General features: G+C 63.5%; 28 protein-coding genes. 13 read left to right on the top strand and 15 right to left on the bottom strand.

Annotated features, from left to right (window positions below; all coding sequences use genetic code 11):
* Window positions 1–28: 28 nt before the first annotated feature.
* Both VRZ08_RS14280 and VRZ08_RS14275 read right to left on the bottom strand, forming a co-directional pair.
* Entirely contained in the window at window positions 29–289 is a 261-nt protein-coding gene (locus VRZ08_RS14280; RefSeq protein ID WP_414532949.1) for a hypothetical protein, read from the bottom strand.
* A 216-nt stretch (window positions 290–505) separates the two neighbouring features.
* Entirely contained in the window at window positions 506–1,609 is a 1,104-nt protein-coding gene (locus VRZ08_RS14275) for a Fic family protein (protein ID WP_414532948.1), read from the bottom strand.
* A 225-nt stretch (window positions 1,610–1,834) separates the two neighbouring features.
* Here VRZ08_RS14275 and VRZ08_RS14270 point away from each other — a divergent pair, with 225 nt between their 5' ends.
* Together VRZ08_RS14270 and VRZ08_RS14265 are read left to right on the top strand one after the other, a co-directional pair.
* Window positions 1,835–2,035, top strand: a complete 201-nt coding sequence (locus tag VRZ08_RS14270) for a hypothetical protein (RefSeq protein WP_414532947.1) — start codon at window positions 1,835–1,837, stop codon at window positions 2,033–2,035.
* A 6-nt stretch (window positions 2,036–2,041) separates the two neighbouring features.
* Window positions 2,042–2,203 carry a hypothetical protein gene (locus tag VRZ08_RS14265; RefSeq protein ID WP_414532946.1) on the top strand — a complete coding sequence of 54 codons (162 nt, stop codon included), beginning with the start codon at window positions 2,042–2,044 and terminating at the stop codon, window positions 2,201–2,203.
* Here VRZ08_RS14265 and VRZ08_RS14260 read toward each other — a convergent pair.
* The 3 genes from VRZ08_RS14260 to VRZ08_RS14250 form a co-directional block, all read right to left on the bottom strand.
* Window positions 2,200–2,709, bottom strand: coding sequence for a GNAT family N-acetyltransferase (locus VRZ08_RS14260; RefSeq protein WP_414532945.1), 510 nt, complete (start codon window positions 2,707–2,709; stop codon window positions 2,200–2,202). The two genes, VRZ08_RS14265 and VRZ08_RS14260, sit on opposite strands and share 4 nt — an antisense overlap.
* A gap of 25 nt (window positions 2,710–2,734) precedes the next feature.
* Window positions 2,735–3,577, bottom strand: coding sequence for a glycosyltransferase family 92 protein (locus VRZ08_RS14255; protein WP_234832278.1), 843 nt, complete (start codon window positions 3,575–3,577; stop codon window positions 2,735–2,737).
* Window positions 3,578–3,691: 114 nt separating this feature from the next.
* Complete coding sequence (locus VRZ08_RS14250) at window positions 3,692–4,120, bottom strand: universal stress protein (RefSeq protein ID WP_164635695.1); 429 nt, start codon at window positions 4,118–4,120, stop codon at window positions 3,692–3,694.
* A gap of 161 nt (window positions 4,121–4,281) precedes the next feature.
* Here VRZ08_RS14250 and VRZ08_RS14245 point away from each other — a divergent pair, with 161 nt between their 5' ends.
* A complete protein-coding gene (locus VRZ08_RS14245) occupies window positions 4,282–4,686 on the top strand; it encodes a twin-arginine translocation pathway signal (protein WP_414532944.1) in 405 nt (134 codons plus the stop codon).
* Window positions 4,687–4,723: 37 nt separating this feature from the next.
* Here the strand turns inward: VRZ08_RS14245 and VRZ08_RS14240 are convergent, their stop codons facing one another.
* Window positions 4,724–5,917 (bottom strand): FAD-dependent monooxygenase, encoded by a 1,194-nt coding sequence (locus tag VRZ08_RS14240; RefSeq protein WP_414532943.1) that lies wholly within the window; start codon window positions 5,915–5,917, stop codon window positions 4,724–4,726.
* An 18-nt stretch (window positions 5,918–5,935) separates the two neighbouring features.
* A complete protein-coding gene (locus VRZ08_RS14235) occupies window positions 5,936–6,181 on the bottom strand; it encodes a zinc-finger domain-containing protein (protein ID WP_011158974.1) in 246 nt (81 codons plus the stop codon).
* Window positions 6,182–6,386: 205 nt separating this feature from the next.
* Here VRZ08_RS14235 and VRZ08_RS14230 point away from each other — a divergent pair, with 205 nt between their 5' ends.
* The 4 genes from VRZ08_RS14230 (at window position 6,387) to VRZ08_RS14215 (ending at window position 9,889) form a co-directional block, all read left to right on the top strand.
* On the top strand, window positions 6,387–7,535 hold the full coding sequence (locus tag VRZ08_RS14230; protein WP_414532942.1) for a hypothetical protein: 1,149 nt from the start codon (window positions 6,387–6,389) through the stop codon (window positions 7,533–7,535).
* Window positions 7,536–7,704: 169 nt separating this feature from the next.
* Complete coding sequence (locus VRZ08_RS14225; protein ID WP_264052791.1) at window positions 7,705–8,460, top strand: alpha/beta fold hydrolase; 756 nt, start codon at window positions 7,705–7,707, stop codon at window positions 8,458–8,460.
* A gap of 214 nt (window positions 8,461–8,674) precedes the next feature.
* Window positions 8,675–9,502 (top strand): serine O-acetyltransferase, encoded by an 828-nt coding sequence (gene cysE / locus VRZ08_RS14220; RefSeq protein ID WP_107345219.1) that lies wholly within the window; start codon window positions 8,675–8,677, stop codon window positions 9,500–9,502.
* 168 nt (window positions 9,503–9,670) lie between these two features.
* On the top strand, window positions 9,671–9,889 hold the full coding sequence (locus tag VRZ08_RS14215; RefSeq protein ID WP_012496853.1) for a DUF3126 family protein: 219 nt from the start codon (window positions 9,671–9,673) through the stop codon (window positions 9,887–9,889).
* A 14-nt stretch (window positions 9,890–9,903) separates the two neighbouring features.
* Here VRZ08_RS14215 and VRZ08_RS14210 read toward each other — a convergent pair whose 3' ends face one another.
* Window positions 9,904–10,614: a hypothetical protein gene (locus tag VRZ08_RS14210; protein ID WP_414532941.1), complete on the bottom strand. Its 711-nt coding sequence runs from the start codon at window positions 10,612–10,614 to the stop codon at window positions 9,904–9,906.
* A gap of 188 nt (window positions 10,615–10,802) precedes the next feature.
* On the opposite strand from VRZ08_RS14210, the gene VRZ08_RS14205 reads away from it, so the two are divergent.
* Window positions 10,803–11,135 carry a DUF6949 family protein gene (locus tag VRZ08_RS14205; RefSeq protein ID WP_414532940.1) on the top strand — a complete coding sequence of 111 codons (333 nt, stop codon included), beginning with the start codon at window positions 10,803–10,805 and terminating at the stop codon, window positions 11,133–11,135.
* 57 nt (window positions 11,136–11,192) lie between these two features.
* On the top strand, window positions 11,193–11,723 hold the full coding sequence (locus VRZ08_RS14200) for a gamma carbonic anhydrase family protein (protein ID WP_263989033.1): 531 nt from the start codon (window positions 11,193–11,195) through the stop codon (window positions 11,721–11,723).
* Between the two features lie 31 nt (window positions 11,724–11,754).
* Here VRZ08_RS14200 and VRZ08_RS14195 read toward each other — a convergent pair whose 3' ends face one another.
* The 3 genes from VRZ08_RS14195 to VRZ08_RS14185 all read right to left on the bottom strand — a co-directional run bounded on the left by VRZ08_RS14195 (window position 11,755) and on the right by VRZ08_RS14185 (window position 13,835).
* On the bottom strand, window positions 11,755–11,922 hold the full coding sequence (locus VRZ08_RS14195) for a hypothetical protein (RefSeq protein ID WP_263989031.1): 168 nt from the start codon (window positions 11,920–11,922) through the stop codon (window positions 11,755–11,757).
* A 10-nt stretch (window positions 11,923–11,932) separates the two neighbouring features.
* The gene (locus VRZ08_RS14190) at window positions 11,933–12,124 is read right to left on the bottom strand and encodes a hypothetical protein (RefSeq protein ID WP_107356255.1); all 192 of its coding nucleotides are present in this window, start codon (window positions 12,122–12,124) and stop codon (window positions 11,933–11,935) included.
* Between the two features lie 220 nt (window positions 12,125–12,344).
* Window positions 12,345–13,835: a porin gene (locus VRZ08_RS14185; RefSeq protein ID WP_414532939.1), complete on the bottom strand. Its 1,491-nt coding sequence runs from the start codon at window positions 13,833–13,835 to the stop codon at window positions 12,345–12,347.
* 521 nt (window positions 13,836–14,356) lie between these two features.
* On the opposite strand from VRZ08_RS14185, the gene VRZ08_RS14180 reads away from it, so the two are divergent.
* A complete protein-coding gene (locus VRZ08_RS14180; RefSeq protein ID WP_414532938.1) occupies window positions 14,357–14,944 on the top strand; it encodes a MarR family winged helix-turn-helix transcriptional regulator in 588 nt (195 codons plus the stop codon).
* 142 nt (window positions 14,945–15,086) lie between these two features.
* On the opposite strand, the gene VRZ08_RS14175 is transcribed toward VRZ08_RS14180, so the two are convergent.
* Together VRZ08_RS14175 and VRZ08_RS14170 are read right to left on the bottom strand one after the other, a co-directional pair.
* A complete protein-coding gene (locus VRZ08_RS14175) occupies window positions 15,087–15,707 on the bottom strand; it encodes a transglutaminase-like cysteine peptidase (protein WP_264052785.1) in 621 nt (206 codons plus the stop codon).
* 331 nt (window positions 15,708–16,038) lie between these two features.
* On the bottom strand, window positions 16,039–16,650 hold the full coding sequence (locus VRZ08_RS14170) for a PilZ domain-containing protein (RefSeq protein WP_408016670.1): 612 nt from the start codon (window positions 16,648–16,650) through the stop codon (window positions 16,039–16,041).
* 435 nt (window positions 16,651–17,085) lie between these two features.
* On the opposite strand from VRZ08_RS14170, the gene VRZ08_RS14165 reads away from it, so the two are divergent.
* Window positions 17,086–17,850, top strand: a complete 765-nt coding sequence (locus tag VRZ08_RS14165) for a Crp/Fnr family transcriptional regulator (protein WP_107345211.1) — start codon at window positions 17,086–17,088, stop codon at window positions 17,848–17,850.
* Here the strand turns inward: VRZ08_RS14165 and VRZ08_RS14160 are convergent.
* On the bottom strand, window positions 17,820–18,389 hold the full coding sequence (locus tag VRZ08_RS14160) for a PAS domain-containing protein (protein ID WP_414532937.1): 570 nt from the start codon (window positions 18,387–18,389) through the stop codon (window positions 17,820–17,822). The genes VRZ08_RS14165 and VRZ08_RS14160 overlap by 31 nt on opposite strands.
* A 509-nt stretch (window positions 18,390–18,898) precedes the next feature.
* Between VRZ08_RS14160 and VRZ08_RS14155 the strand changes: the two genes are divergently transcribed.
* Together VRZ08_RS14155 and VRZ08_RS14150 are read left to right on the top strand one after the other, a co-directional pair.
* Window positions 18,899–19,669 carry a rhomboid family intramembrane serine protease gene (locus tag VRZ08_RS14155; protein WP_164636975.1) on the top strand — a complete coding sequence of 257 codons (771 nt, stop codon included), beginning with the start codon at window positions 18,899–18,901 and terminating at the stop codon, window positions 19,667–19,669.
* A 237-nt stretch (window positions 19,670–19,906) separates the two neighbouring features.
* Entirely contained in the window at window positions 19,907–20,335 is a 429-nt protein-coding gene (locus tag VRZ08_RS14150; protein ID WP_107345208.1) for a CBS domain-containing protein, read from the top strand.
* Between the two features lie 17 nt (window positions 20,336–20,352).
* Here VRZ08_RS14150 and VRZ08_RS14145 read toward each other — a convergent pair whose 3' ends face one another.
* A complete protein-coding gene (locus VRZ08_RS14145) occupies window positions 20,353–20,988 on the bottom strand; it encodes a TetR/AcrR family transcriptional regulator (RefSeq protein WP_414532936.1) in 636 nt (211 codons plus the stop codon).
* Between the last annotated feature and the right edge of the window lie 25 nt (window positions 20,989–21,013).

Here is a 21,013-nt window from a genome sequence, read left to right as displayed (position 1 = left end):
GGCCTTTCGTGTGGACGGCCTCTGTCGGTCAGAGCGGATCGGGGATGCGGCTCGCGAGCACGTTGCGGATACTCCGCAGGGTGATCCGGTTGTTTACGGCGGCTTCGGAGCCGTCGGGATAGTCGGGCAGGCGTTTTGTGATCGACGCTGCAAGGTCGCACAGTTCAATCCGGCTTAGTTGCAGTAGTTTGTAGTGGTCAGCGCTGTCATATTGTCCTCCAGCAAATTCGACCGCGCCGCTCGGGACCCTCCGGAGGATGCCCCGAACGTGGGGAGGAGGCGGGCGCATCTCCAGACGCTCTATTACCGCAATAGGGCGGCTGTTCGCGTCTCCGATCTAGTTGGCAACGCGTCAGGCTGTATGCGGACTATATTTGCAGCCTGCTGAAGACGACAAATCCCTCGGCTCGAAAGAGCTGTGCCGGTTCGACCCCGGCCGCCCGCACCAGCACTCGAGTCCGAGAATGAACGTCGATAACAAGTCTGGATTCGTCGGGGGAGGCGATTAGTCCAGCTTGAGATGATAGCGAGTGTAGCGCAGTTCACCCGTTCGGGTTAGAGCCTCCTTTGCAACGAGGTCTTGCAGATCACGTGTGGCGGTGGAGCGGGTAGCCTTGGTGATCGTGATATAGTTTTTCGCGCTGAGGCCGCCTTTGAAGCCTTCAATCCCTTCCTCGAACATGCGGGCGATGGCCTTCTCTTGCCTTTCATTCAATTGGCCACGCAAGCGCTCGTAGAATCGGGTCTTGGCAAGGGAGAACTCGACCCGCTTATTGGTGTTGTCCTGAGCTTCAAGGACCGTGGTCCCGAAATAGACCAGCCAGTCGGTGACTTCGGTCGACTTGTTATTGTGCTCCAAGGCGTCGTAGTAGGCTTTCCGTTTATGTTGGATGGTGTAGGCGAGAGCGATGAGCGTGGGTTGTTTGAGGTTTTGTGCCAGTGATTTTTCAGCCAAGGCACGCGCGATCCGTCCGTTGCCATCTTCAAAGGGGTGAATGCTGACAAAGTAGAGGTGAGCAAGGCCGGCGCGTGTGAGCGCTGGCAGCGCTTGGGAGCCACCGGGAGCGGTTTCGTTGAACCAGTTGATGAAAGCCGTCATCTCCTCCGTCACGCGCTCTGACGGCGGTGCTTTGAAGTGGACTTTGCGGTGTGCGATTGGGCCTGACACGACCTGCATGGGGTCGGCGTGAGTCCGATAGGCCCCCACTATCGGAATCGACTTCGTTCCCGCCATCAGCATCTGGTGCCACTCGAACAATGTCTCATGGGTGAGAGGCTCATCAAACCTGCGATAGAGATCGGCCATCATCTCAGCGATGCCGCGTTCAGCCGCTGGCACGCCAGGCCGATCCTTCGCGAGGCCGAACTGATAGCGAAGCGAGGACTGCACGCTATCGCGGTTCAGGATCTCCCCTTCGATTTCTGAGGTCTTGAGGGCTTCCTCACTGATCAGGTCGATCCGGAGGCTGGTCTGTTCATCCTGGCTGACGTGCTTAAAGGCTCCGATGAACTCTCCGGAGCGCAAGAGAAAATCGCCTTCAAATTTCTCTAACCCTTTGGTTTCGTAAGAAAAGACGGGCCAGTTCGGGTCCTCCCAATTCCAAGGCATGAGCTATAGAACTCCTTTCTATAGCCCATTATTGGAAGAAAAATGAGCTATAGCAAGGCGCTCTATGCCGCATCGGGCCCGAAAGCGTGTTCCAATGAGCCGCTAAGGTCTTTCTAACAGATTGATCCCTCGGACCGAGAGGTCTGTGCCGGTTCGACCCCGGCCGCCTGCACCAAGCCACCATGCCGCCTGCGGTCCCCGGCGATTTGTGATACGATTGTCTCCATGGCTTCGAAAAAGACATCGCTGAAAACGAACAAGGCGCGTGGCTTCGTGATCGGCAGCGACCGATTCAGGAAGCTCAGCTCCGTCGAAGGCATCGAGTACTCGCCCGAAATGAAGAGTAGTAAGGCTGTGGCCAAAAGCGAGGCCCGTAGTCTGGAGGAACGCCGCAACGCGATCATCAAGGCGTACAGCAAAGCGTAGTCGTCGATGTATGACGCCGTGGCCGATGATTACTGCTATCCCGGCACGACGGTCCTGAAGAATAAGCTGGATCTGCGCGATGCAGCCGAATTATCGCAATTCGAAGCAGGGATCAGCGATGCGCGGGCCGATGAAGAGGCTCAGCCCTGGCTGCGCAATAGAGCTTAGCTCTGATCTCGGTCACCACTGCGATCATACGGACCAGATGTGGTCAACGACGATCCCATCTGCTTCCCCATATGCACCACCCGCGCCCCGTTCGCGCGGGTTTCCAGCCGCTCGTGGGCGTAGCCGAGCGAGGCGTAGAGCCGGATGTTCTCTTCGAAGCGTTCGTTGGTGTAGAGCCGCAGTGTGGTGCGGCCGGCCTCAGTGGCGATCTGTTCGGCGAGCGCCATCAGGCGGCGGCCGTGGCCGCGTTTCTGGGCGCCGGGGGACACCGCGACGTTGACGATCAACAGGTCGTTATCGCGCAGTTCGGTCTCGATCAGCGCGGCGAGCTCGCCATCGACCTCCAGCAGGTCGAAGCGATGCTCCCGGATCGCCACCGCGTAGTCGGCGAGCATCGGCAGCGGTTCGTAGCCGATCAGCGCCAGCCATTTGGCGTAGGCGCGCATCGTCAGGTCGGTGATTGCATCGACATCGGCGGGCGTGCCGCGCCGGATCAAATCGGCCATGCGATGCCTTCGTTGCGTGTCGTCGTCAGCCTGCCTTCGCCGCATCCTCCGCCTGACCGAACACCCGATCCAGCACCGGCAGGATCGAGGCGTCGTCTTCGGCGTTCATGTCTTTCTCGGCGGCGAAATGCCAGTCGCTGTCACGCGGCACCGGCGTCGAGGCGTCGCCGCGCTGGATCTTGGTCTGCAGGTCCGACAGCGATCGCGACCAGTAGTGATTGAGCCTGAGCAGATCGAGCACCGGGCGATCGCCCTGGAAGGGCCGGCCCATGGTGTCGATGGTTTCGCCCCGCCAGTATTTGTAGAGATGCACGTTGCGGATGGCGCGGATCCAGCGCGGGTTGGCAATGGTCTTGGCCGAAATCTTCGACAGCGGCGAGCGCTTGGTGAAGGCGCGGCTGATCGGCACCGGCGGCCGCTGCTCGTGACCGGCCGAACCGAAATACGGCGAGAACACGCCGACCGCGGGCGCGCCGTCGAACCGGCCGAGTACATCGGTGACCTTGTCCGCGACCGGCGAGAACAGGAACTCGTCGATGTCGATGAACGCCATCCACTTCGCGTCCAGCATGTGATGCTTGATGCAGTGGCGATACGCCGGCAGCTGCCCGACCTCGACCGGCCAATCGGTCAGCGTGACCAGGCCGCGCGCGATCCACGGCGCCAGCACGTCGCGGAAGTGATCGGTGCTGAAATTGTTGTAGAGGTAGAAATGGCCGACGCCGACGGCCTCATGGAAGCGCAGCCATTCGTCGAGGAACGGCGCCTCTTCGCGGAAGATCGCCACCACGGCCAGCGTCGGCACGTCGCGCTGCGCGACGATGCGGTCGCGTGCCCGCGCCCGCCACACCCAGGGTGCACGCAGCATTTGCTTCAATCCCGACACCGCTCGCTCCTTGGAAAATCCGGTCGATATTGCGGCGCGACACTGTTCCAAACCTGCCGGTTTGGCAAGGCAAGCCAGGCGCGGCGGACCGTGCGGTTACTTCACCAGTGTCACAGGGAGTTTGGTCAGGTGGACGACCTTGTTGGCCACCGAGCCGAGTACCAGATTGCCGATCGCGCTGCGGCCGCGGGTGCCCATCACGATGCCGCTACAGTTCAGCTCTTCGGCTCGCTTGACGATGCGCTGCGCGGTGTCGCCGGTGAGCACCTCGGAGGTGAACGGGATGTTCGCCGCGTTTAGCTTGGCGATCGCCGGCTGCAGGATGTCGTCGCTGTGCTCGCGCTGCAGCTCCTCCATCTTCTCCTTGGAGACGTACACCGCGATCTCGCCATACAGCGCCGGCTCGGGATGGGCGTACACCAGCACCAGCTCGATCGGCACGTTGTCGTGGGCGAGGGCGATCACCCAGTCCAGCGCTCGGCCGGCATTGGCGGAGCCGTCATAGGGGAGGAGGATCTTCTGCATCGGTCGCGTCCTGTTGGCGTTTCCGGGGCGAAGCGGAGACCGTTTGCGCGACGAAAACGCGGCGAAAACAAAGAGGTTTGCGGGGCGCCACCGCGGCCACACTGCGGTCATCACAGCCTGATTTGACCGAAACCTCAACCTGGTTCACACAGCCGGTCACCATGACATCGCAACGCTCGTCCGCCTTCGCCGCAGCCCGTGCCGCTGCCGTCGCCACGATCGCCACCCTCAGCCTGTCCGGCTGTGCGGGCATTGGCGACAGCGCGCTGTCACAGGCGTTCGTCGATCCGGCCAGATACGAGTTGTACGATTGCAAGCAGCTCGAAGCGGAGCGCAAATCGCTCGATGCGCAGCTCGCCAAGCTCGACGGTCTGATGCGCAAGGCGCAGACCGGAGCGGCCGGGCCGGTGGTCTCCGAGATCGCCTACCGCAACGACTACATCAACGTGAAGGCGCAATCCCGGCTCGCCGAACAGACCTGGCGGGACAACCGCTGCACCCCGACGCCGGAGCCGCCGGCGGCTGAGCCGGCTCCCCAGAAGCGGGCGGGACGCGGCGCGCACTGAAGGGCGTGCAGACGAGTTGGCGGTTTCGTGGGCGCCCTCAGAAGCGCCAGTCGTAGATCCAGCTCTGACGCGCCAGCAGTCGGTCCGGGCCGAGCGCCCGCATCGCGACATCGCGGGCGATCGCCGCGGCGCCGGGCAGGTGGTAGATCACGCCGTTCTGCCGGGCGAGCTGCTGCACTCGCTTGACCCGGGGCCGGCGCAGCGCCGCGTAGCGCTGCAGCGTGGTCGCAACCTCCGCGGCGGTGCCGCCGCGGCCCTCGCCATGGTTGGCGGCGAGGCCAGCGGCCAGCACGGCGGCGTCCTCGATCGCCATGCCGGCGCCCTGGGCGGCGAATGGCAGCATGCCGTGGGAGGCGTCGCCCAGCATGGCGATCGGGCCCTGGTTCCATACCCCGCCGTCCGGCATCGCGAACAGTGCCCAGCGCGTCCAGTTTTCGACGGTTCCGATCAGTGCCCGGGCTGCCCCCGCCCAATGGGCGAAACGCGCAACAATCTCAGTCGGTTCGCCGCGCGCGCTCCAGCCGCGCTGGTTCCATGAGCCATTGACCACCGCTACCAGGTTGATGCGGCGCCCACCTGAGATCGGGTACACCACCAGATGTGCCTCCGGCCCCAGCCACAACTGCACTCCGCGCAGTCTCTCCCCATCCGGCATCGCCTCGGCCGGAATCGTGCCTCGCCAGGCGATCAGGCCGGAAAACAGCGGATGGATCTTCGGAAATGCCACCCCGCGGACGGCCGACCAGATGCCGTCGGCCCCGACCAGCGCCAGCGCCGGTTCCTGACTGCCGCCGGCCGACACGGTGACACCGTTGGCATGGGGCGCGACGTCTTCGACGGCGCAGCCGAGCCGGAGGTCGATCGAGGGGTGGGCGGCGACCTTGGCGGCCAGCGCGGCCTGCAGGTCGGCGCGATGCACCACCCAGTAGGGCGCGCCATTGCGGACGGCGACGTCGCCGATCGGCATCCGGACGATGGCCCGGCCGGAGCGGGCGTTGATCGCGGTGACAGCGTCGGGCCCCACCGCGCAAGCATCGAGCCGCGGCCGCAGGCCGAGCTCGACCAGAATTCGGGAGGCGTTGGGAGAGAGCTGCAGACCGGCGCCGACTTCGTCGAGGCGCTCGGTACGCTCCAGTACGACGACTCGGAACCCTTTGGCGGCCAGCGCCAATGCGGCGGTCAGGCCGCCAATTCCGGCTCCCGCGACGATAATGGTTCGGGAGACCGCCACGTTGCGGTCAGCGTCCGATCAGGCGACCTTGTCCTTCAGCACGCATTCCGGCGGACGGGCTTCGCCCGGCTTCAGATCGGCCGCGTAGCGATATAGCGTCGAGCAATATGGGCAGATGATCTCGTTGTCGTTACCGAGGTCGAGAAACACGTGCGGATGATCGAACGGAGGGGCGGCGCCGACGCACATAAATTCCCGCGAACCGATTTCGATCGTCGCAACGCCGGCATCGTTCTGGAAGTGGGGAACCACGTGGTCGGACATTCAGCTCACCTTTGCTGACAGCGGAGGGCAACTAACAGTGCAGCGCACCATACCGGCGCCGCTGCCTGATTCCTAGAGCGGCCGGATAGAGATTGCCCGGTGAAATTCGACACAATCCCGTGGTGTGGGAGAAGCCCTCCTTTCGTCTGATCGGTTGTGTCGAAGTGATGACGCACCATCTCCTAGGGAGAAACACGAGGACCGGATGCGGCTACAACTCGGCGTGGCGAAGTTCTGCCTTGCAATCAGCGCTGTGGCGCTGGTCGCCGCATGGCCGCACGCCCAGTACAGTGCCAAACTGATCGCCGCGCAGGATGATCCGGCGACCTTGTCGGATCTGCAGATCGCGGAGGCTTTGCGGCGGGATCAGGGCCTGATCCCGCTACAGATCGAGGCTGCACTCGCGGCAGGTGATGCTGATCTCGCGCGCAGCCTGGTCGACCTGGCCGGCGCGCATCGGGTCGCGTTGCCTGACGAACTGACATGGCGCGTCGATGATGCGGTCGCTGCGGATCGGGCCCCTGCGCAGGTGGCGACACGGTTCGCGACCGGTCTCGTCACCGGCCAGGCCGACGATCTCGTAGGTCTGTCCGGCACGATCACGGGCGATTTGTTCGTGTTCGGCGATATCCGCGACGTGATCCGCGAGGGCAAACATCTGGCGACCGGGGAGGCTGCTGATCATCTGGTGCTCGGGCTCGCGGCCGCGGGCATTGCAGTGACCGCTGCGACTTATGTCAGCGTTGGCGCAGGGGCGCCGGCGCGGGCCGGGCTGACCCTGGTGAAGGATGCGCGCAAGGTCGGACGTATCAGCGAGGGCCTTGCGAAATGGGCCGGTCGTTCGGCTCGCGAAGTGGTCGATGCGCCGGCGCTGCAACGTGCCGTCGCTGATGCGTCGCTGCTTCGTCCGGCGCAGACGCTCGATGCGGTGAAGGCTGCAGTCCGCACCGAGAAAGCCGGCGGTTTGATGCGGTTCGCCAAGGATGTCGGCAAGATCGGCGAGAAGGCCGGCACGCGCGGCGCGTTCGATGCGCTCAAGGTTGCCGAAAATCCGAAGGATGTGGCGCGCGCCGCGAAACTTGCCGAAGCGAAAGGTGGGCAGACCCGTGCGATCATCAAGCTGCTTGGGCGCGGCGCTTTGCTGCTCACGACCGGCCTGTGGAATTTCGCCTCGTGGATCTTCAGTGCGCTGATGATGCTGATCGGCTTCGTCACCTCGCTGAAGGCCGGCACCGAGCGGCTGACGCAACGCTGGCTCGATCGCCGTAAACGTAAGGCGGCCAAACGCGCGCTTGCCGCAATCAAACACCCGCAGCCGTCCGTCGGCGCGGCATCTGCTGTGGCCGAGGCATAGTGCGAGCGGTGCAAGAATGATAAAGTCCGATGCTGTTCGTTACGCTTGCGCGGACCGCGGCCATGCTGGTTCGCCGACGCGGCGGATCGTGTGGCTCGGCTGCGCCCGCTCGCCGGGCCTGACGAAGTAACCCTCCACGCTTATTCCCACTATCAACGACGGATATCTGATGCCGAGCTTTGATCACGCCGGAGTCAACATCGCTTACCTCGACGAAGGCGAGGGCGAGCCCATTTTGCTCATTCACGGCTTCGCATCGAACAAGAACGTCAACTGGGTGTATCCGTCCTGGCTGTCGGAATTGAAGCGCGCCGGGCGCCGGGTCATCGCGATCGACAATCGCGGTCACGGCGAGTCCAGCAAGCTGTACGATCCGAACGACTACACCCTCGAGGCGATGGCCTCCGACGCGGTGGCCCTGATGGATCATCTTGGCATCGCGCGCGCCGACGTCATGGGCTATTCGATGGGCGCGCGGATCGGCGCCAATCTTGCGCGTTCGCAGGAGCAGCGGATCCGCTCGCTCGTGCTCGGCGGTCTCGGCATGGGGCTGCTCAGCAACGAAGGACGTCCCGGTGAGAACGTCGCGCGCGCGCTCGAGGCCGACGCGCTGGACGATGTCACCGATCCGGTTGGTCGCACGTTTCGCACCTTCGCCGATCAGACCCGTTCCGATCGCAAAGCGCTCGCTGCCTGTATGCGCGGATCGCGCGGACTGATGAGCCGCGAGAACGCCGCGCAGATCGCCGTCCCGGTGCTGATCGCGGTCGGCACCGACGATGACGTCGCCGGCTCGGCGCACGAGCTCGGCAAGATCATTCCGGGCTCGGAGGTGCTGGATATCCCGCGCCGCGACCACATGCGCGCGGTCGGCGACAGGGTTTACAAGGAAGGCGTGGTGGATTTCCTGGCGCGGCGCCCGTGACGGCGCCCCGCCGCTCCGGCCTTGATTCCGTCGCCGCAGCCGCCCACTTTGAAAAGGTGAGGGGTTCGCTATGATGGCGCTGGCTCTCGGAATATCGGCTGGCTTCAAGGGTTTAACGATTCTTGGCACGTGCCGAGCCGGCTTCGACAGTCGCCGCGACAGCGCCGCGGCTGGCGTGGTATAGTGTTCTGAACGACCGATCGAGAGAGCCGGCATGGTGATGCATCAGATCAATCCGCAGAGTGCGAACGTGACGGCGCTCGATCCGATCTGGGAGCGGGTGCGGAGCGAAGCCGAAGACATCGTTCGGCGCGAGCCCGAACTGGCCTCGTTCATCTTTGCGAGCGTGCTGCATCACGATCGCCTGGAAGACGCGGTGGTGCATCGCGTCGCCGAGAGGCTCGATCATGCGGCGCTGTCCGGTGATTTGATCCGCCAGACTTACGAAGACGCCCTGCGCGATCAGCCGGACATCGGCAACGCGTTTCGTGCCGATATGGTGGCGGTGTTCGATCGCGATCCGGCGACGTCGCGCTTCATCGATCCGCTGCTGTACTACAAGGGCTTCCACGCCATTCAGACGCATCGTCTGGCACATTGGCTGTTCGGCAAGGGACGCAAGGATTTCGCGCTGTATCTGCAGAGCCGGGCGTCGGCGGTGTTTCAGACCGACATCAATCCGGCGGCGAAGATCGGCCGCGGCATCTTCCTCGATCATGCCACCGGCCTTGTGGTCGGCGAGACTGCAGTGATCGACGACGACGTTTCGATCCTGCACGGCGTCACGCTCGGCGGCACCGGCAAGGAGCACGAGGATCGCCATCCGAAGATCCGGCGCGGCGTGATGATCGGCGCCGGCGCCAAGATTCTCGGCAACATCGAAGTCGGACACTGCGCGCGCATCGCCGCGGGGTCGGTGGTGCTGAAGTCGGTGCCGCACAACATGACCGTCGCCGGTGTGCCGGCCAAGGTGGTGGGGGAGGCCGGCTGCGCCGAGCCGTCACGCACCATGGATCAGATGATCAACGCGATTGGTCTCTGATCGGCCGAATTGCCATCGGCCTCGATTGCGGTTCGCAACTCGCAGCGAGGGGTTGCGGCAGCGGCCGTGAGAAAGTACTGACGGCGACCCCGGCCGTGGCCGGTCGCGCGACGAAACGAATACCGTCGGCGCTGCGCCAGCCATCGCCCAGATGAATTGGAGATTACCGTGGACGTTCAGGAAGTCAGAAAACTCGATGCCTATCTCAAGCGGGTGTTCGGCAATCCGAAAATCCGCGTGGTGCCGCGTCCGAAGAAGGAAGATTCGGCCGAGGTCTATATCGGCGAGGAGTTCATCGGCGTGCTGTTCGTGGACGACGAGGACGACGATCGCTCTTTCCAGTTCCAGATGGCGATCCTGGAAGACGACCTGGCCGACGTCGAGTAACCGGATCTGTCGCCTCAGCCGCGCACATGCATCTGCGCGACGAGCTGCGAGATCGCGTGGGCGACGTTCCGCCACTCCGTCAGCCATTGTCGCGGAAACCTGAAGGTGAGGTCGGCGCCTTCGATCCGCATTTCGCTGAGGCACATTCCCGGCGTTTGCCGATCTCGCGTGCAGCGCGCGGCCAGTTCAGGCTGCTCCGTAGCTACGAACAGATCCTCGTTCGCGTAAGGTGAGCTTTCCAGGAACGGGCGCATTGTCAGCCCATCCGTGGTCTGCGGAGCGACCGGCGCGAGATAGCGGGGATAGATCGTGCGCAGCCGTGTCTCAGGCGCCAGCGTGTCCTGGTGCGCGGCGATCGAGACGAAAATCCGATCGATCGGCTGAAATTCGGCGATTTCCTCTGCCGTCTTATGCGTCGCGCGCTCTGGCGGCAGCAGTGACGGATACAGGAACGCGAGGTCGACGCGCTCCTGCGGCCCGGAGCGGCGTTGATACTTCACCCGAAATGCCTTGGTCGGCACATTGAACAGCGTGTCGCCAATGGTCACCGGGGTGCGATCCGGATCACCGGCCGTCTGCACGTGCCAAGTCGGCCACAGCAGATAGGCAACAGCCGCAATCGAGGCCGCGCCGATCGCACCGCCGATCATCAACGGGACGCGGGAATGATTGCGCCGGGCGCGGGAATCGCGCGGACGTCCCGGAAGCGACGATACCAAAGTCATGACAACGCAGACATCCGACACCACGAATCAGTCGGACTATGCCACGTACCGAATCAGTGCCGAACCGGATTGTGCCAAGCACGCCTGCAATTCTTCCGCTGCATGTTAACCGTTTCTTAAGCTTGGCGTAGCCTCCGGCGCCGGTTTTTGCGACACCTTAGGCAGCCCCATCGATCTGGAAGCTGCCGATGTCCCCTGATGCCTTCAACAATCTGTTCTCGCTTCTGATCGGATTTGCCGTGGCGGGCGCGCTGACCAGCGCCTATCAGGCGATGGCGCAGCGCCCGGCCGGCTTTAGTCTGCTGCAGCAGGGCGTGGTCCCGCAGAGCTTTGCGGCACTGCCGTTTCTGATGTTCGCAGCACCGTTCATCATCATGCGCAACACGCTGACCGGGCCGCGCACCTCCGATCTCTGGCGCGCGCAATTCGTGATGCTGGCGACTCTGCTGGCTGGGTTCTGGAGCCTGATGTCAGGAACCGTGGTTCTGATGATGTTGCAGGCGCTCGGAGTGTTTGCCTGAAAACCATTGCGTCGAGGCCGCTGCATTGTCATGACGGAGCGGGTACAGGAGACAGCGATGGCGATCTACGAACTCGACGGACAGCGGCCGGATCTTCCGGCAGATGGAAATTACTTCATCGCTGACAGCGCGTCGGTAGTCGGCAGGGTTCGCCTCGGTAGTTCGGTCTCAGTCTGGTTTGGCGCCGTTTTGCGCGGCGACAACGAATGGATCGAGATCGGAGAGGGCTCCAACATTCAGGACGGCACGACCTGCCACACCGATCCGGGCTTTCCGCTCAAGGTCGGCAAGGGCTGCACCATCGGCCACAACGTCATCCTGCACGGCTGCACCATCGAGGACAGCGTTCTAATCGGGATGGGTGCGATCGTAATGAATGGCGCTAAGCTGGCGCGTGGCTGCGTTGTCGGGGCAGGCGCTGTGGTCACTGAAGGCAAGTCGTTTCCAGAAAACTCTCTGATTCTCGGGGCGCCGGCCAAGGTCGCGCGAACGCTCACCCCCGAACAGGTCCAGGCGATGCTGGCGGGCGCCGGCTTTTACGTCGCCAATGGCCAGCGCTACGCCAAGGGGCTTAAGAAGATCGGGTGAGCGGAGCCGCGGCCCTCGCCGCCAGCTTTCGTCACGTTCCTTCGGACTCGTTCGCTTCGCGTGCGGTCGCAACGCGCTCATGCCCGGCCGACCACAGCGCGTGTTCTTCGCTGCCCTCGTGATAGGGATTGGCTTCCGCGGGAATGTTCTCGCGCGCTGCGCGTTCGCCTAGCGTGAACGGATCCGGGTCGGCGGACATTGGCTGCTCCTTAATGTTTGCGATGCTGACCCGGCGCTGCGCTCTTACGCAGCGCATCCTTTAAGTCGATCGGCACGCCGTGCTTCTTCAGTAGGTCGGCGAACGCCTCGTCGGCGAGCTCTTGGAGTGTCGCCATTCGATCGCGGCCGAGCTGTGTAAGCTTGTCGAGCGTGTCGCCGTCAAAGCCGATCAACTTGCGCATCGCGTTGTCTCCGCGACGTCAAGTTCCAAGGCAAGAAAACGTTCCGGAAGACAAAGCGGCAGTTCAAGGTTCGCGCGCGACAACTGCTGCATGACTTGATGAGGCTGTCCCAGCACGGAGCTAACTCTACGCGCCGGAACTGAAGCCTCCAAAAAGGAAAACCTCCGGCGGGGCATCGCCGGAGGTTCCTTGGAGGTTTACAAGTTCCTTTCGTGTTAGCTTAGAAGGTGCGCTGGACGCGAACCGCGCCCACCACAGTGTCCTGATCCTTGAACTGGTACACGGCGGTCGGCTTGGTGCCGCCCGGCGAAACCGAACCGGTGAAACCGGTGTAGTTCTGGTCGAGACGGGTCCACATCACTTCGCCCGAGAACGTCAGGTTCTTGACCGGGGTCCACGAGGTGCGGGTGCCGATCTGAGCGATGTTGAAGTTCGGATTGCCGGTGAAGTTGCCGCCAACACGATTGAACAGAGCTGCGGTGTAGAGAGCACCACCGGTGCTGCCGTAGTCAACCGACGAGTACGAACCGAAGATCGAGGTCGCCCAGTTCGGGTTCCAGTTGTGGTTAAACGAACCGCGGATACCCCAGGCCTTGGTGGTTTCGATCCCGCCACCGTTGACGAACACGCCGTCGACAGCCGTACCGATACCCAGGGTCTGATAGGCAACGCCATCGGCGTTGTTGCCGAAGATCGAGAAGTAGTTCGGGCTGGTGCCGCCGATCACGTAGCGGATCGCACCATCAGCATAGGTCGCGTCGAGGTTGATCGAGTCGCCCGGGCCGGTCGGCAGATTCTTGAGCGACAGGGCGGCGAGAACTGCGTAGCCCCACTTGTCGCTGGGATGGCCGGAGGTCTCATTGCTCGGATCGTAGTAGCTGGCGCGGATCTGATGCGCCGCCGCCGACACCTGGAAGAGGCCCCAGGCCTGGTCAACACGAACCTTGCCGACGATGTCCGGAATGCTGGTGCCGGCGGTGTAGTTGGTCGCGCCGCTGGCGAAGCCGCTGAGCCAGTTGGCCGCCGAGCCGAGGCCCGGGGTCACGTTCAGCACGGTGATGGTCGAGCTCGACGGGCCCTGCGCCCAGCGGTAACCCGACTGGTCTTCGAGGCTGATCGAGGCCGACACGCCATTGCCGAATTCAGCAGTGTAGCTGACCTGATTGACGCCGGTCGAGGTATCGTCGCCGCCGAGCAGGTTCGAGCCGATGTTGCCCGGGCTGCCGTTCCACGGGGTCGAGAACTGCGAGACCGCCTTACCGAAGGTGAAGCCGGCGAACTGCACGAACGCGAAGTACACGCCGAGGCTGCCGTTGGCGACGGTGTCGCTGCCGGTGGTCCAGGTGAACACCGAGTCGAAGTAGGTGCGAACCACGCCGTATTCGGTCGCAGTGCGGGTGTCGATGTTCAGGTCGGCGCGCGAACGATAGATGGTGTTGTTGGCAAGCCGGTTGCCCTGACCGGCGCTGCCGTTCCACGACGGAGTTTCCGTCATGCCGCCAGCGTTGAACGCGTACTCGGCGCGGATGTAGCCGCCGAGCTTGATGCAGGTATCGGTGCCCGGGATGTAGTAGAAGCCGGCGCCGTACAGCGAGCAGACCTTCACGTATTCGACCGCCTTGGCCTTGAGCGGAAGATCGGCCGCCTGCGCACCAGCGGTGGCGACGAGGAGCGCCGCACCACCGAGCATAAGGCTCTTCGCAAAATTCATCGTAAACCTCCAAGTTTGCCTTCGAAGGGCATGCCGACCGGTACTTTGTTCCGGTACGAGCCCGCCCGTGAACCCGACTGCTCGATGCCACAGCGTTGAGCAGTTTGAGCCGGGACGACTTCGAGGTTGCCCCCCTCCGTCAGGGAACTAGATACATAACAAACATAGCTAACGGAAGGATCGAACAAAGGAGTGCGATGTCATCGGACAAAACTGTGGTATTGAGGCAACAGGGTGTCACGATTCTGTCACGTCCAAATTCCGCGATCCGGACTTGGTTGCTGCCGGCAACGTGCTCGACTGTCAGTCGCGAGAGGCTTGAAAAGGCTTTGTTTTCAGGCCATCGCAGCTGCCGCTAGAGGTGGGGACGGCGAACAAACGTACGACTGGAACGGAATTGGCACCTTTGGTCTCAGCTCAAGTTTGGGTACATAACGCAATCACGGCTGCGCCGCGATTTCGGGTTCGTCCGAGTCGACAAACAAAAAAAGACGTTTCGGGATGATTCGGAGGGGCGGGGAATGCCGCATCGGACTACGGAGCAGCATCACGACGAAGCCGTTACGCTGCCGTCGTTGGTGAGGCAGCCGCTTCAGGCAGTGGGGGCCGAGGAGCCGCCCGGTGCTTCACAAGCGTGCGCGCACCGAGATTTTGGCGTGTCTCACCAGGTGATTTGGGATTTCGTCTCGATCAGCAACAATCTCGAGGACATGCGCCGCGCGTGGGCCAAGCTGTTCGGAATCAGCGGCTCGCAGTGGCTGATCTTGATGGCGATCGCCGATCTCGACCAGGGAAATGGCGTGTCCGTCGGCGACGTGTCTCACAAGATCCACGCCGTCTCGACCTTCGTCACAACTCAAACCAAGATCCTCGAGCGGATGGGGCTGCTCAATCGGGCACCCTCGACGGAAGATGCTCGCGTGGTGCTGATGTCGTTGTCCGATGAAGCGCGCACCAAGATCGACCGTCTATCGCCGCGTTGGGAGGCCCTGCATGCGTATATCTTCAGCGACTTTGATGCGGAGGCGCTCAACGACGTCAAGGCCAAGCTTGAGATGCTGAAGAATCGAACCAAGGAAGCGATGTTGCGGGTGCTCGACGAGCCCTGATCGCCCACTCAGCCGGTTATGACTGTGCCCCAAATGGGGTGCGGCCAGCCTTTGGGGGAAGGCTGGCCGCGCACGATCCGGTCTGGGACGGGGAGGGGTGGGGATTCGACCGGGTCGCGTTTCTCCTGTGGGCGTCTGAGGCTCAGCGCTGCTTGGCGCTCGCGGTTGCGATTGCCGGGCGACCGTCGCCGAGGGCGACCCAGGCATTGGGATCGCTCTGCGACTGCCGCTTGACGAAGCGGTAGCCAGTCTCGGTCCAGGCGACGACTTCCTCGTTCTGGTTGTCGAGGATGAACTCGCCCTTGTCGGTCTTCACCGTCAGCACCGCGTGACCTTCGTTCTTCTTGTCGCGGACCACGGTGATCAGCAGCGCTTCACGCGGCCAGCCGGCGTCGATCAGCATCTTGCGCTTCAGCAGCACGTAGTCTTCGCAATCGCCGTAACCGTCGGTCGGCAGCGACCACTTTTCGATCACGCCCCAGTGGTCCATGTCGGTCAGCGGCTTGATCGTGTCGTTGACCCAGCGGTTGACCTTCAGTAGATCCTGCCAAGCAGTCTGCGTCAGCACGATGTCCCGTGCCTGGCTTCGGCTGCCGCGGCACTCCACCGGATTGTCCGAGCAGAACTCGATCCAACCGATCGGTGCACGCGTCTCGTCGCCGACGCTGGCGTAGCGAACTCTGTCTTCGGCTTGCGCCGTCGCGGTCAGTGCGACGACGGCGGCAATCACCGCAAGCCCCCGAAATCCCCTGTTGCCCGACATTGTGGCCCCCGTTTCTTGTTGGGACCATCATTTGCACAAACGCTTTGCACGGCCGCTAAGTCGTCGAAGTAAAGTCGAGACGAATACAAGTAAAACTGTCGGCACATTCGATCTATACTTGAATCGAATTTGCGTAAAATTCGAGATATCGGCAATTGAGTCAAATTTGATCTATTAACGCGCGCATCGCTGCGGCACGCGCAGTTTCGCGTCGTTGCGCGGCGCGGATTAACCGGCCGGAGCGTCCGGCTCCGAGTGATGTTGAGGCGAGAAAAGGTGGCAAGCGCCGGGAAAGCGAGGTGCTACGCGGCTGTGGATCGCTGCGTTCTGTTCACCGCGCGGTAACGCTGTCTTCGAGCGTTTCTTCGAGCTGCTCGTGCACGAACTCCAGCGCGAAGCCATCGTCGAGGTGACGAACGACGCGGGAAGCGACGCGGCCGAGCAGCACCTGCGAGTTTAGCGGGGGACGCTGCTCTGCGGCAATGGCGGCGCCGGAGCGCGACATGTCGATGATGCGGCAACTCATCCGGCTGCCGTCGTCGAGCGTCAGCACGGCGATCGGGTTGCGCGGCACGATACGGTCGTGGCGGCGATCTTCCGGCAGATTGAGAATGTCGCGATTGGCGAGCCAGGTGAGCTGGGCCGCGAGCTTATCGCGCTTACGCGGCGTTGCGGCCAGAGTCATCGCAAAGCCATTGTCGATGATACGGGTGATCTTGCCTTCGACGCGACCGACATGGTCGAGATAGGCGATCACGCGGTCGCCGACATTGCCGATCCCCGGCGCCAACAGGGCCAGTCCGCCGGGCGACATGTTGATTACCTGGCACGGAAATTCACGGCGGTCGGGCAGCATGTAGCGTCCGAGCAGGTGAACTTTCACCCGCTGGAAACGACGACGCTCGAGCGTCGCCGGCTGGCTTTTGGGGTTCTGCAACAACAAAACTGGATTTCCGCTGGCCGGTGCGCTGCCGTAGCTTCCAGCCTACGGCCGGCACGGTTAACGGCTCGTTAGCAGACCGCCGTCCTTGGTTGTGCCGACTGTTCGCGTCGCAGATTGGGTTGTGGGCGCAACGGTTGAGATGACATGCGATCGATAGATCACTTTGCAGGGTCTTCAAGTAACAACTCGCCCCCATCTGAAAGGCCATGTGGCGAGGCCGATGGGTGCTTCAGGCCGCGTCCGATCGCGCTGAAATCCGCTTTGTTCGATCCTGTTTCGTCGTTGGCCCGGTGTTTGCCGCGTAGTCGTACGAAGTGGACTTTGCGCGGAGGGCGAAGGATTAAAGTTCCCGGGGAGCCGCAATTGCAGCGGCTTATTAAAAGGGCCGGGGCGTAGCCAGGTGCGCTACGCCGCGCCAATTTGCGGGGCGGAGCCATGGCCTGCAGTCAATCAGCAAACGACCTGCTTGCGGCTTTGCCGGCGGCGGATTTTGAACTGCTGCGTCCCCATCTTCGCACGATCGACCTGAAATTCGGTCAGGTTCTGGTCGAGGCGGGGGCGCCGCTTGAACAGGCGATTTTCCCTCACGGCGGCATCATCTCCAGCGTGATCGGCCTCGGCAAGGACGAGGCAATCGAGCTCGCGGCGATCGGCCGGGACGGCGCGGTCGGGGCTGAGGCGGCGCACGAGACGGTGGCGACTGCCGGCGCCGTGGTTCGCTATCCGACGACTGCCTCCGCAATCGAGGTAATGCACTTCCGCTACGCAGTCGACCACAGTTCGTCGCTGCGCAGTCTGTTGCTCCGCTATCAATGGATCCGCGCCGTAAGGGCCGAACGGGTGGCGGCATGTAACGCCGCTCACTCGGCCGAAGCGCGCCTGTGTCGCCGCCTGCTGCAATCGCGCGATATGGCTGGCAGCGATTGCATGCAGCTCGGTCAGGATCTGATGGCGCAAATGCTCGGCGTTAAGCGCAACACGATTTCGCTGATCGCTCACGCGCTGCAGCAGCAGGGACTGATCCGCTACAGCCGTGGGCGGCTTGCGATCACCGATGTGGACGGTCTGATGCTGCGTGCCTGCGCCTGCTACAAGACCGACCGCGGTGGCTTCGCCGCAACGGCGGTCGAGCGTCAGCCCAACCTGACGATCCCACGGCTCGCGCCGGATTATGCCGAGTCGCCGCGGCTGCCCTCGTAGACCGTCAGTCCCCGGATAACCTGGAACTTCCGCAGCTTGCGGGGCGGGAAGCGGCGCGGCTGCTGGCCGACCGTTCGCCATGAGGTCAGCCGCAGGCTCGTCAGCGGTCCGATCACTCGGGTGGCGAGGGGGGTTAGGAGGCCGGTGGCGCTCAGGGGCGTGTGGGGGCGTCGGGCGAATGGGAGGAGCAGCAGCTCCAGCGTGACCGGCGTCGCATTCGGCGCGGTGGCGAGGATACCGGCGACCACCGCGACGGTATCTCCTGATACGATGTCCAGCACCTGTTCGATTGAGCGCCGCTGTTCCAGCATGAACTGGTTGGTCAGTTTCTCGCCCTTGAGCTCACGGCCGAGCAGGGCGTTCAGCCGGGTACCGGCGAACCGGAACGGGTATCCGGGCGCGTCGCACGACACCACGAACATGTCGCCGAGCAGGCTGCGCAACACATCCGGCTCGATCGCGCTGCGATCGGGGGCAGCGGCGCCGTCGCGTTGCTTGTCCCAATAGGCGAAGAACGCCTGGCTCGACGGATGCTTCATGGACGACCTTGGTTCACGGTCGTCGCGCGCAGGCGGCATTGGGACAGGACTGTCCCGAAATCGCCCGGCGCGACGCTCCCACAGTGTTGTGCAGGAGGCCTACTGCAGCGTCCATGCCGGCCGGCGCGAATGGCGCGGTCATACCCGGCTTTGCGTCGTTAAGGTTAAATTAACTATGGCGTTGCGTGCGCGGGAACCACCGCTACGCTGTCGGCATTCCAACGTTGGCGACTCCAGACCGCCCGCGTTGGTCGAGTTACAGGGTGGCTGAAAAACAGGCCGGCCGACGGATCGGACACGCGGGCTCGTCCGATTTGAACGCTGCTGGCACGGACCGGGGGGAGAGGCTTTCTCAGGGCCTCTCCCTTTTCCGTTTGGGCGGGCGGTCCTTTGGCACCCCGGCGCCGGCCGAACGGGCGCCGCCGCCGCTCCCCGAATTCCACTTTGCCGGAAAATGCTCTAAGGGTGCGGATCGCTCGCCCGAGCCGCTCGCAGCAGGTCGCAAGCCGTTGGATTCTCCGCTCGTATCGTCGTCGTTGCCGCCGGAGCCGCCGCAGCCGCAGCGCGAGCCGATTCTGACGCTGCCCGGGGCGGTGACCGCCTACGTGGCGCTGCTGGCAGTGATCCATCTGCGCACGCTGCTGTCGCCGGAGTTCGAATACTGGACCATCGAGATGTTCGGCTTCATCCCGATGCGCTACGAGCAGACGCTGCTCGACTCGCCGTTCCCCGGCGGCACCGGGGCGAAGATCTGGACCTTCGTTACTTACTCGCTGCTGCACGCTAATCTCAGCCACATCGTATTCAACGTGCTGTGGTTGCTGCCGTTTGGTAGCGCGCTGGCGCGGCGGTTCGGCAGCCTGCGGTTCTTCGTGTTCATGGCGGTGACGGCGGCGGCCGGCGCGTTCGCGCATTTGCTCACCCATTCCCACGACGTTGCCCCGATGATCGGCGCCTCGGCCTCCGTGTCCGGCGCGATGGCGGCAGCGATCCGTTTCGCGTTCGTCCGCGGCAGCTTCCTGTCGCTGCGCCGCGGCGATGCCGATGCGGCGGCGAAGGTACCGGCGCAGCCGCTGCTGAGGGCGCTGCGCGACCCGCGGGTGCTGGCGTTCCTCGGGATCTGGTTCGGCATCAACATCATCTTCGGGATCGGCTCGATCGCGATCGGCAACGAGGGCGCCAGCGTTGCCTGGCAGGCGCATATCGGCGGCTTCTTCGCCGGGCTGCTACTGTTCTCGTTGTTCGATCCGGTGCCGCGCGTCCCTGAGGCGCGCGCCTGACGCGCTGCAGCAGCTCTTCGCAGTTGCGAACAATTAGCATCTATCGCTGAATCGCCGCATTGTTGCGGTGTCATCGCACCTGGCGCTGATTTGCGCCGGGCTGGGAATGGGAAACGGCGCCGCGCTTTGCCCGCTGATTCTGTCGAGCGTCCATTCCACGCATCGCCGTGACTGATCCGCTGCAAGTGTCACAACAACAGCCGCCGGGCTCGACAGGCGGCGTTATGGGAGGCGACCATGACCGTGCGTGCGATTCTGGAATCCAAGGGCCGTTACATCCACACCGTCGAAGCCGCGGCACGGCTCGCGTCCGCGGTGAAGACACTAGCCGAGCGCCGGATCGGAGCCGTGCTGGTGATGCACGGCACGCGGCTCGAAGGCATCCTGTCGGAGCGCGACGTGGTTCGTGTGCTCGCCGACCGCGGACCGGCTGCGCTGGATGAGCCGATCGGCGCGGTGATGACGCGCGACGTGTTCACCTGCCGTCAGGACGACACCGTCGGTGAGATCATGGAGCGGATGACCGCGGGCAAATTTCGGCATCTGCCGGTGATGGAACATGACCGCGTGGTCGGCCTGATCTCGATCGGCGACATCGTCAAATCGCGGCTGTCCGAATACGAGCACGAGCAGCGGGCGCTGCACGACTACATCAAGTCGGCCTGAGCTGGCCGAACCGACGATCAGGTGCCGGCGCCGTCCAGAAACAGCGCCCAGGCCTTGTCGAAATAAGCGTTCTGGGCACGGGTCGACGCGTATGTCGTCCCGCCCAGCATCGCCTCGATCATCGGCCCCATTGCGATGCTGTTGAGAAGCTGGCCCGCGAGAAAGCGCGCGTCGCCACGGGCGAGGGCGCCGGCCTTCTGCGCCTCGCTGATCAGCGACAGCAGCCGGTCCATGATCGGATCGTCGGCACGATTGGCAACGGCCTGACCGACCACGATCGCCTCGCTGAAGGCGATGCGCTTGAACGCGATCAGCGTGGGATCGACGTTGGTGGCGAGCAGCCAGCGCGCCGCCGCGCGAAGTTGCGTCAACGCATCCCCGGTCTGGCTCGCCATCGTGGTCTGGAAGTGCGCGAGCGTCTGCGCCCGCGCGTGTTCGACGACGCCTTCGAACAACGCCAGCTTCGATGGGAAGCGTCGATACACCGTGTCCTTGCCGACGCCGCATGCCGCTACGACCTGCTCGACCGAGGTCGCAGCGAAGCCCTGCTGCGCGAACAGGTGCGACGCCGTCTCGATGATGTGAAGCGACTTCGCCTCGACATCGCTTTTGCGCGGACGGCCGCCTTTGGAAGCGGTGCTCAGAGTCGGCATGCAAGTCCTTGGTCGTCGCCTCGGG

It is taken from the genome of Rhodopseudomonas sp. G2_2311, assembly GCF_047501505.1.
Classification (GTDB): Bacteria; Pseudomonadota; Alphaproteobacteria; order Rhizobiales; family Xanthobacteraceae; genus Rhodopseudomonas; species Rhodopseudomonas palustris_H.
The sequence above is the reverse complement of the archived record's forward strand: the minus strand, read 5'-3'. Positions and strand labels throughout refer to the sequence as shown.

Coding starts and splice junctions, on each gene's coding strand:
- VRZ08_RS14280 (WP_414532949.1), bottom strand. CDS start 289: ATGCGCCCGCCTCCTCCCCACGTTCGGGGCATCCTCCGGAGGGTCCCG.
- VRZ08_RS14275 (WP_414532948.1), bottom strand. CDS start 1,609: ATGCCTTGGAATTGGGAGGACCCGAACTGGCCCGTCTTTTCTTACGAA.
- VRZ08_RS14270 (WP_414532947.1), top strand. CDS start 1,835: ATGGCTTCGAAAAAGACATCGCTGAAAACGAACAAGGCGCGTGGCTTC.
- VRZ08_RS14265 (WP_414532946.1), top strand. CDS start 2,042: ATGTATGACGCCGTGGCCGATGATTACTGCTATCCCGGCACGACGGTC.
- VRZ08_RS14260 (WP_414532945.1), bottom strand. CDS start 2,709: ATGGCCGATTTGATCCGGCGCGGCACGCCCGCCGATGTCGATGCAATC.
- VRZ08_RS14255 (WP_234832278.1), bottom strand. CDS start 3,577: ATGCTGCGTGCACCCTGGGTGTGGCGGGCGCGGGCACGCGACCGCATC.
- VRZ08_RS14250 (WP_164635695.1), bottom strand. CDS start 4,120: ATGCAGAAGATCCTCCTCCCCTATGACGGCTCCGCCAATGCCGGCCGA.
- VRZ08_RS14245 (WP_414532944.1), top strand. CDS start 4,282: ATGACATCGCAACGCTCGTCCGCCTTCGCCGCAGCCCGTGCCGCTGCC.
- VRZ08_RS14235 (WP_011158974.1), bottom strand. CDS start 6,181: ATGTCCGACCACGTGGTTCCCCACTTCCAGAACGATGCCGGCGTTGCG.
- VRZ08_RS14230 (WP_414532942.1), top strand. CDS start 6,387: ATGCGGCTACAACTCGGCGTGGCGAAGTTCTGCCTTGCAATCAGCGCT.
- VRZ08_RS14225 (WP_264052791.1), top strand. CDS start 7,705: ATGCCGAGCTTTGATCACGCCGGAGTCAACATCGCTTACCTCGACGAA.
- cysE (WP_107345219.1), top strand. CDS start 8,675: ATGGTGATGCATCAGATCAATCCGCAGAGTGCGAACGTGACGGCGCTC.
- VRZ08_RS14210 (WP_414532941.1), bottom strand. CDS start 10,614: ATGACTTTGGTATCGTCGCTTCCGGGACGTCCGCGCGATTCCCGCGCC.
- VRZ08_RS14205 (WP_414532940.1), top strand. CDS start 10,803: ATGTCCCCTGATGCCTTCAACAATCTGTTCTCGCTTCTGATCGGATTT.
- VRZ08_RS14200 (WP_263989033.1), top strand. CDS start 11,193: ATGGCGATCTACGAACTCGACGGACAGCGGCCGGATCTTCCGGCAGAT.
- VRZ08_RS14195 (WP_263989031.1), bottom strand. CDS start 11,922: ATGTCCGCCGACCCGGATCCGTTCACGCTAGGCGAACGCGCAGCGCGC.
- VRZ08_RS14190 (WP_107356255.1), bottom strand. CDS start 12,124: ATGCGCAAGTTGATCGGCTTTGACGGCGACACGCTCGACAAGCTTACA.
- VRZ08_RS14185 (WP_414532939.1), bottom strand. CDS start 13,835: ATGAATTTTGCGAAGAGCCTTATGCTCGGTGGTGCGGCGCTCCTCGTC.
- VRZ08_RS14180 (WP_414532938.1), top strand. CDS start 14,357: ATGCCGCATCGGACTACGGAGCAGCATCACGACGAAGCCGTTACGCTG.
- VRZ08_RS14175 (WP_264052785.1), bottom strand. CDS start 15,707: ATGTCGGGCAACAGGGGATTTCGGGGGCTTGCGGTGATTGCCGCCGTC.
- VRZ08_RS14165 (WP_107345211.1), top strand. CDS start 17,086: ATGGCCTGCAGTCAATCAGCAAACGACCTGCTTGCGGCTTTGCCGGCG.
- VRZ08_RS14160 (WP_414532937.1), bottom strand. CDS start 18,389: ATGAAGCATCCGTCGAGCCAGGCGTTCTTCGCCTATTGGGACAAGCAA.
- VRZ08_RS14150 (WP_107345208.1), top strand. CDS start 19,907: ATGACCGTGCGTGCGATTCTGGAATCCAAGGGCCGTTACATCCACACC.
- VRZ08_RS14145 (WP_414532936.1), bottom strand. CDS start 20,988: ATGCCGACTCTGAGCACCGCTTCCAAAGGCGGCCGTCCGCGCAAAAGC.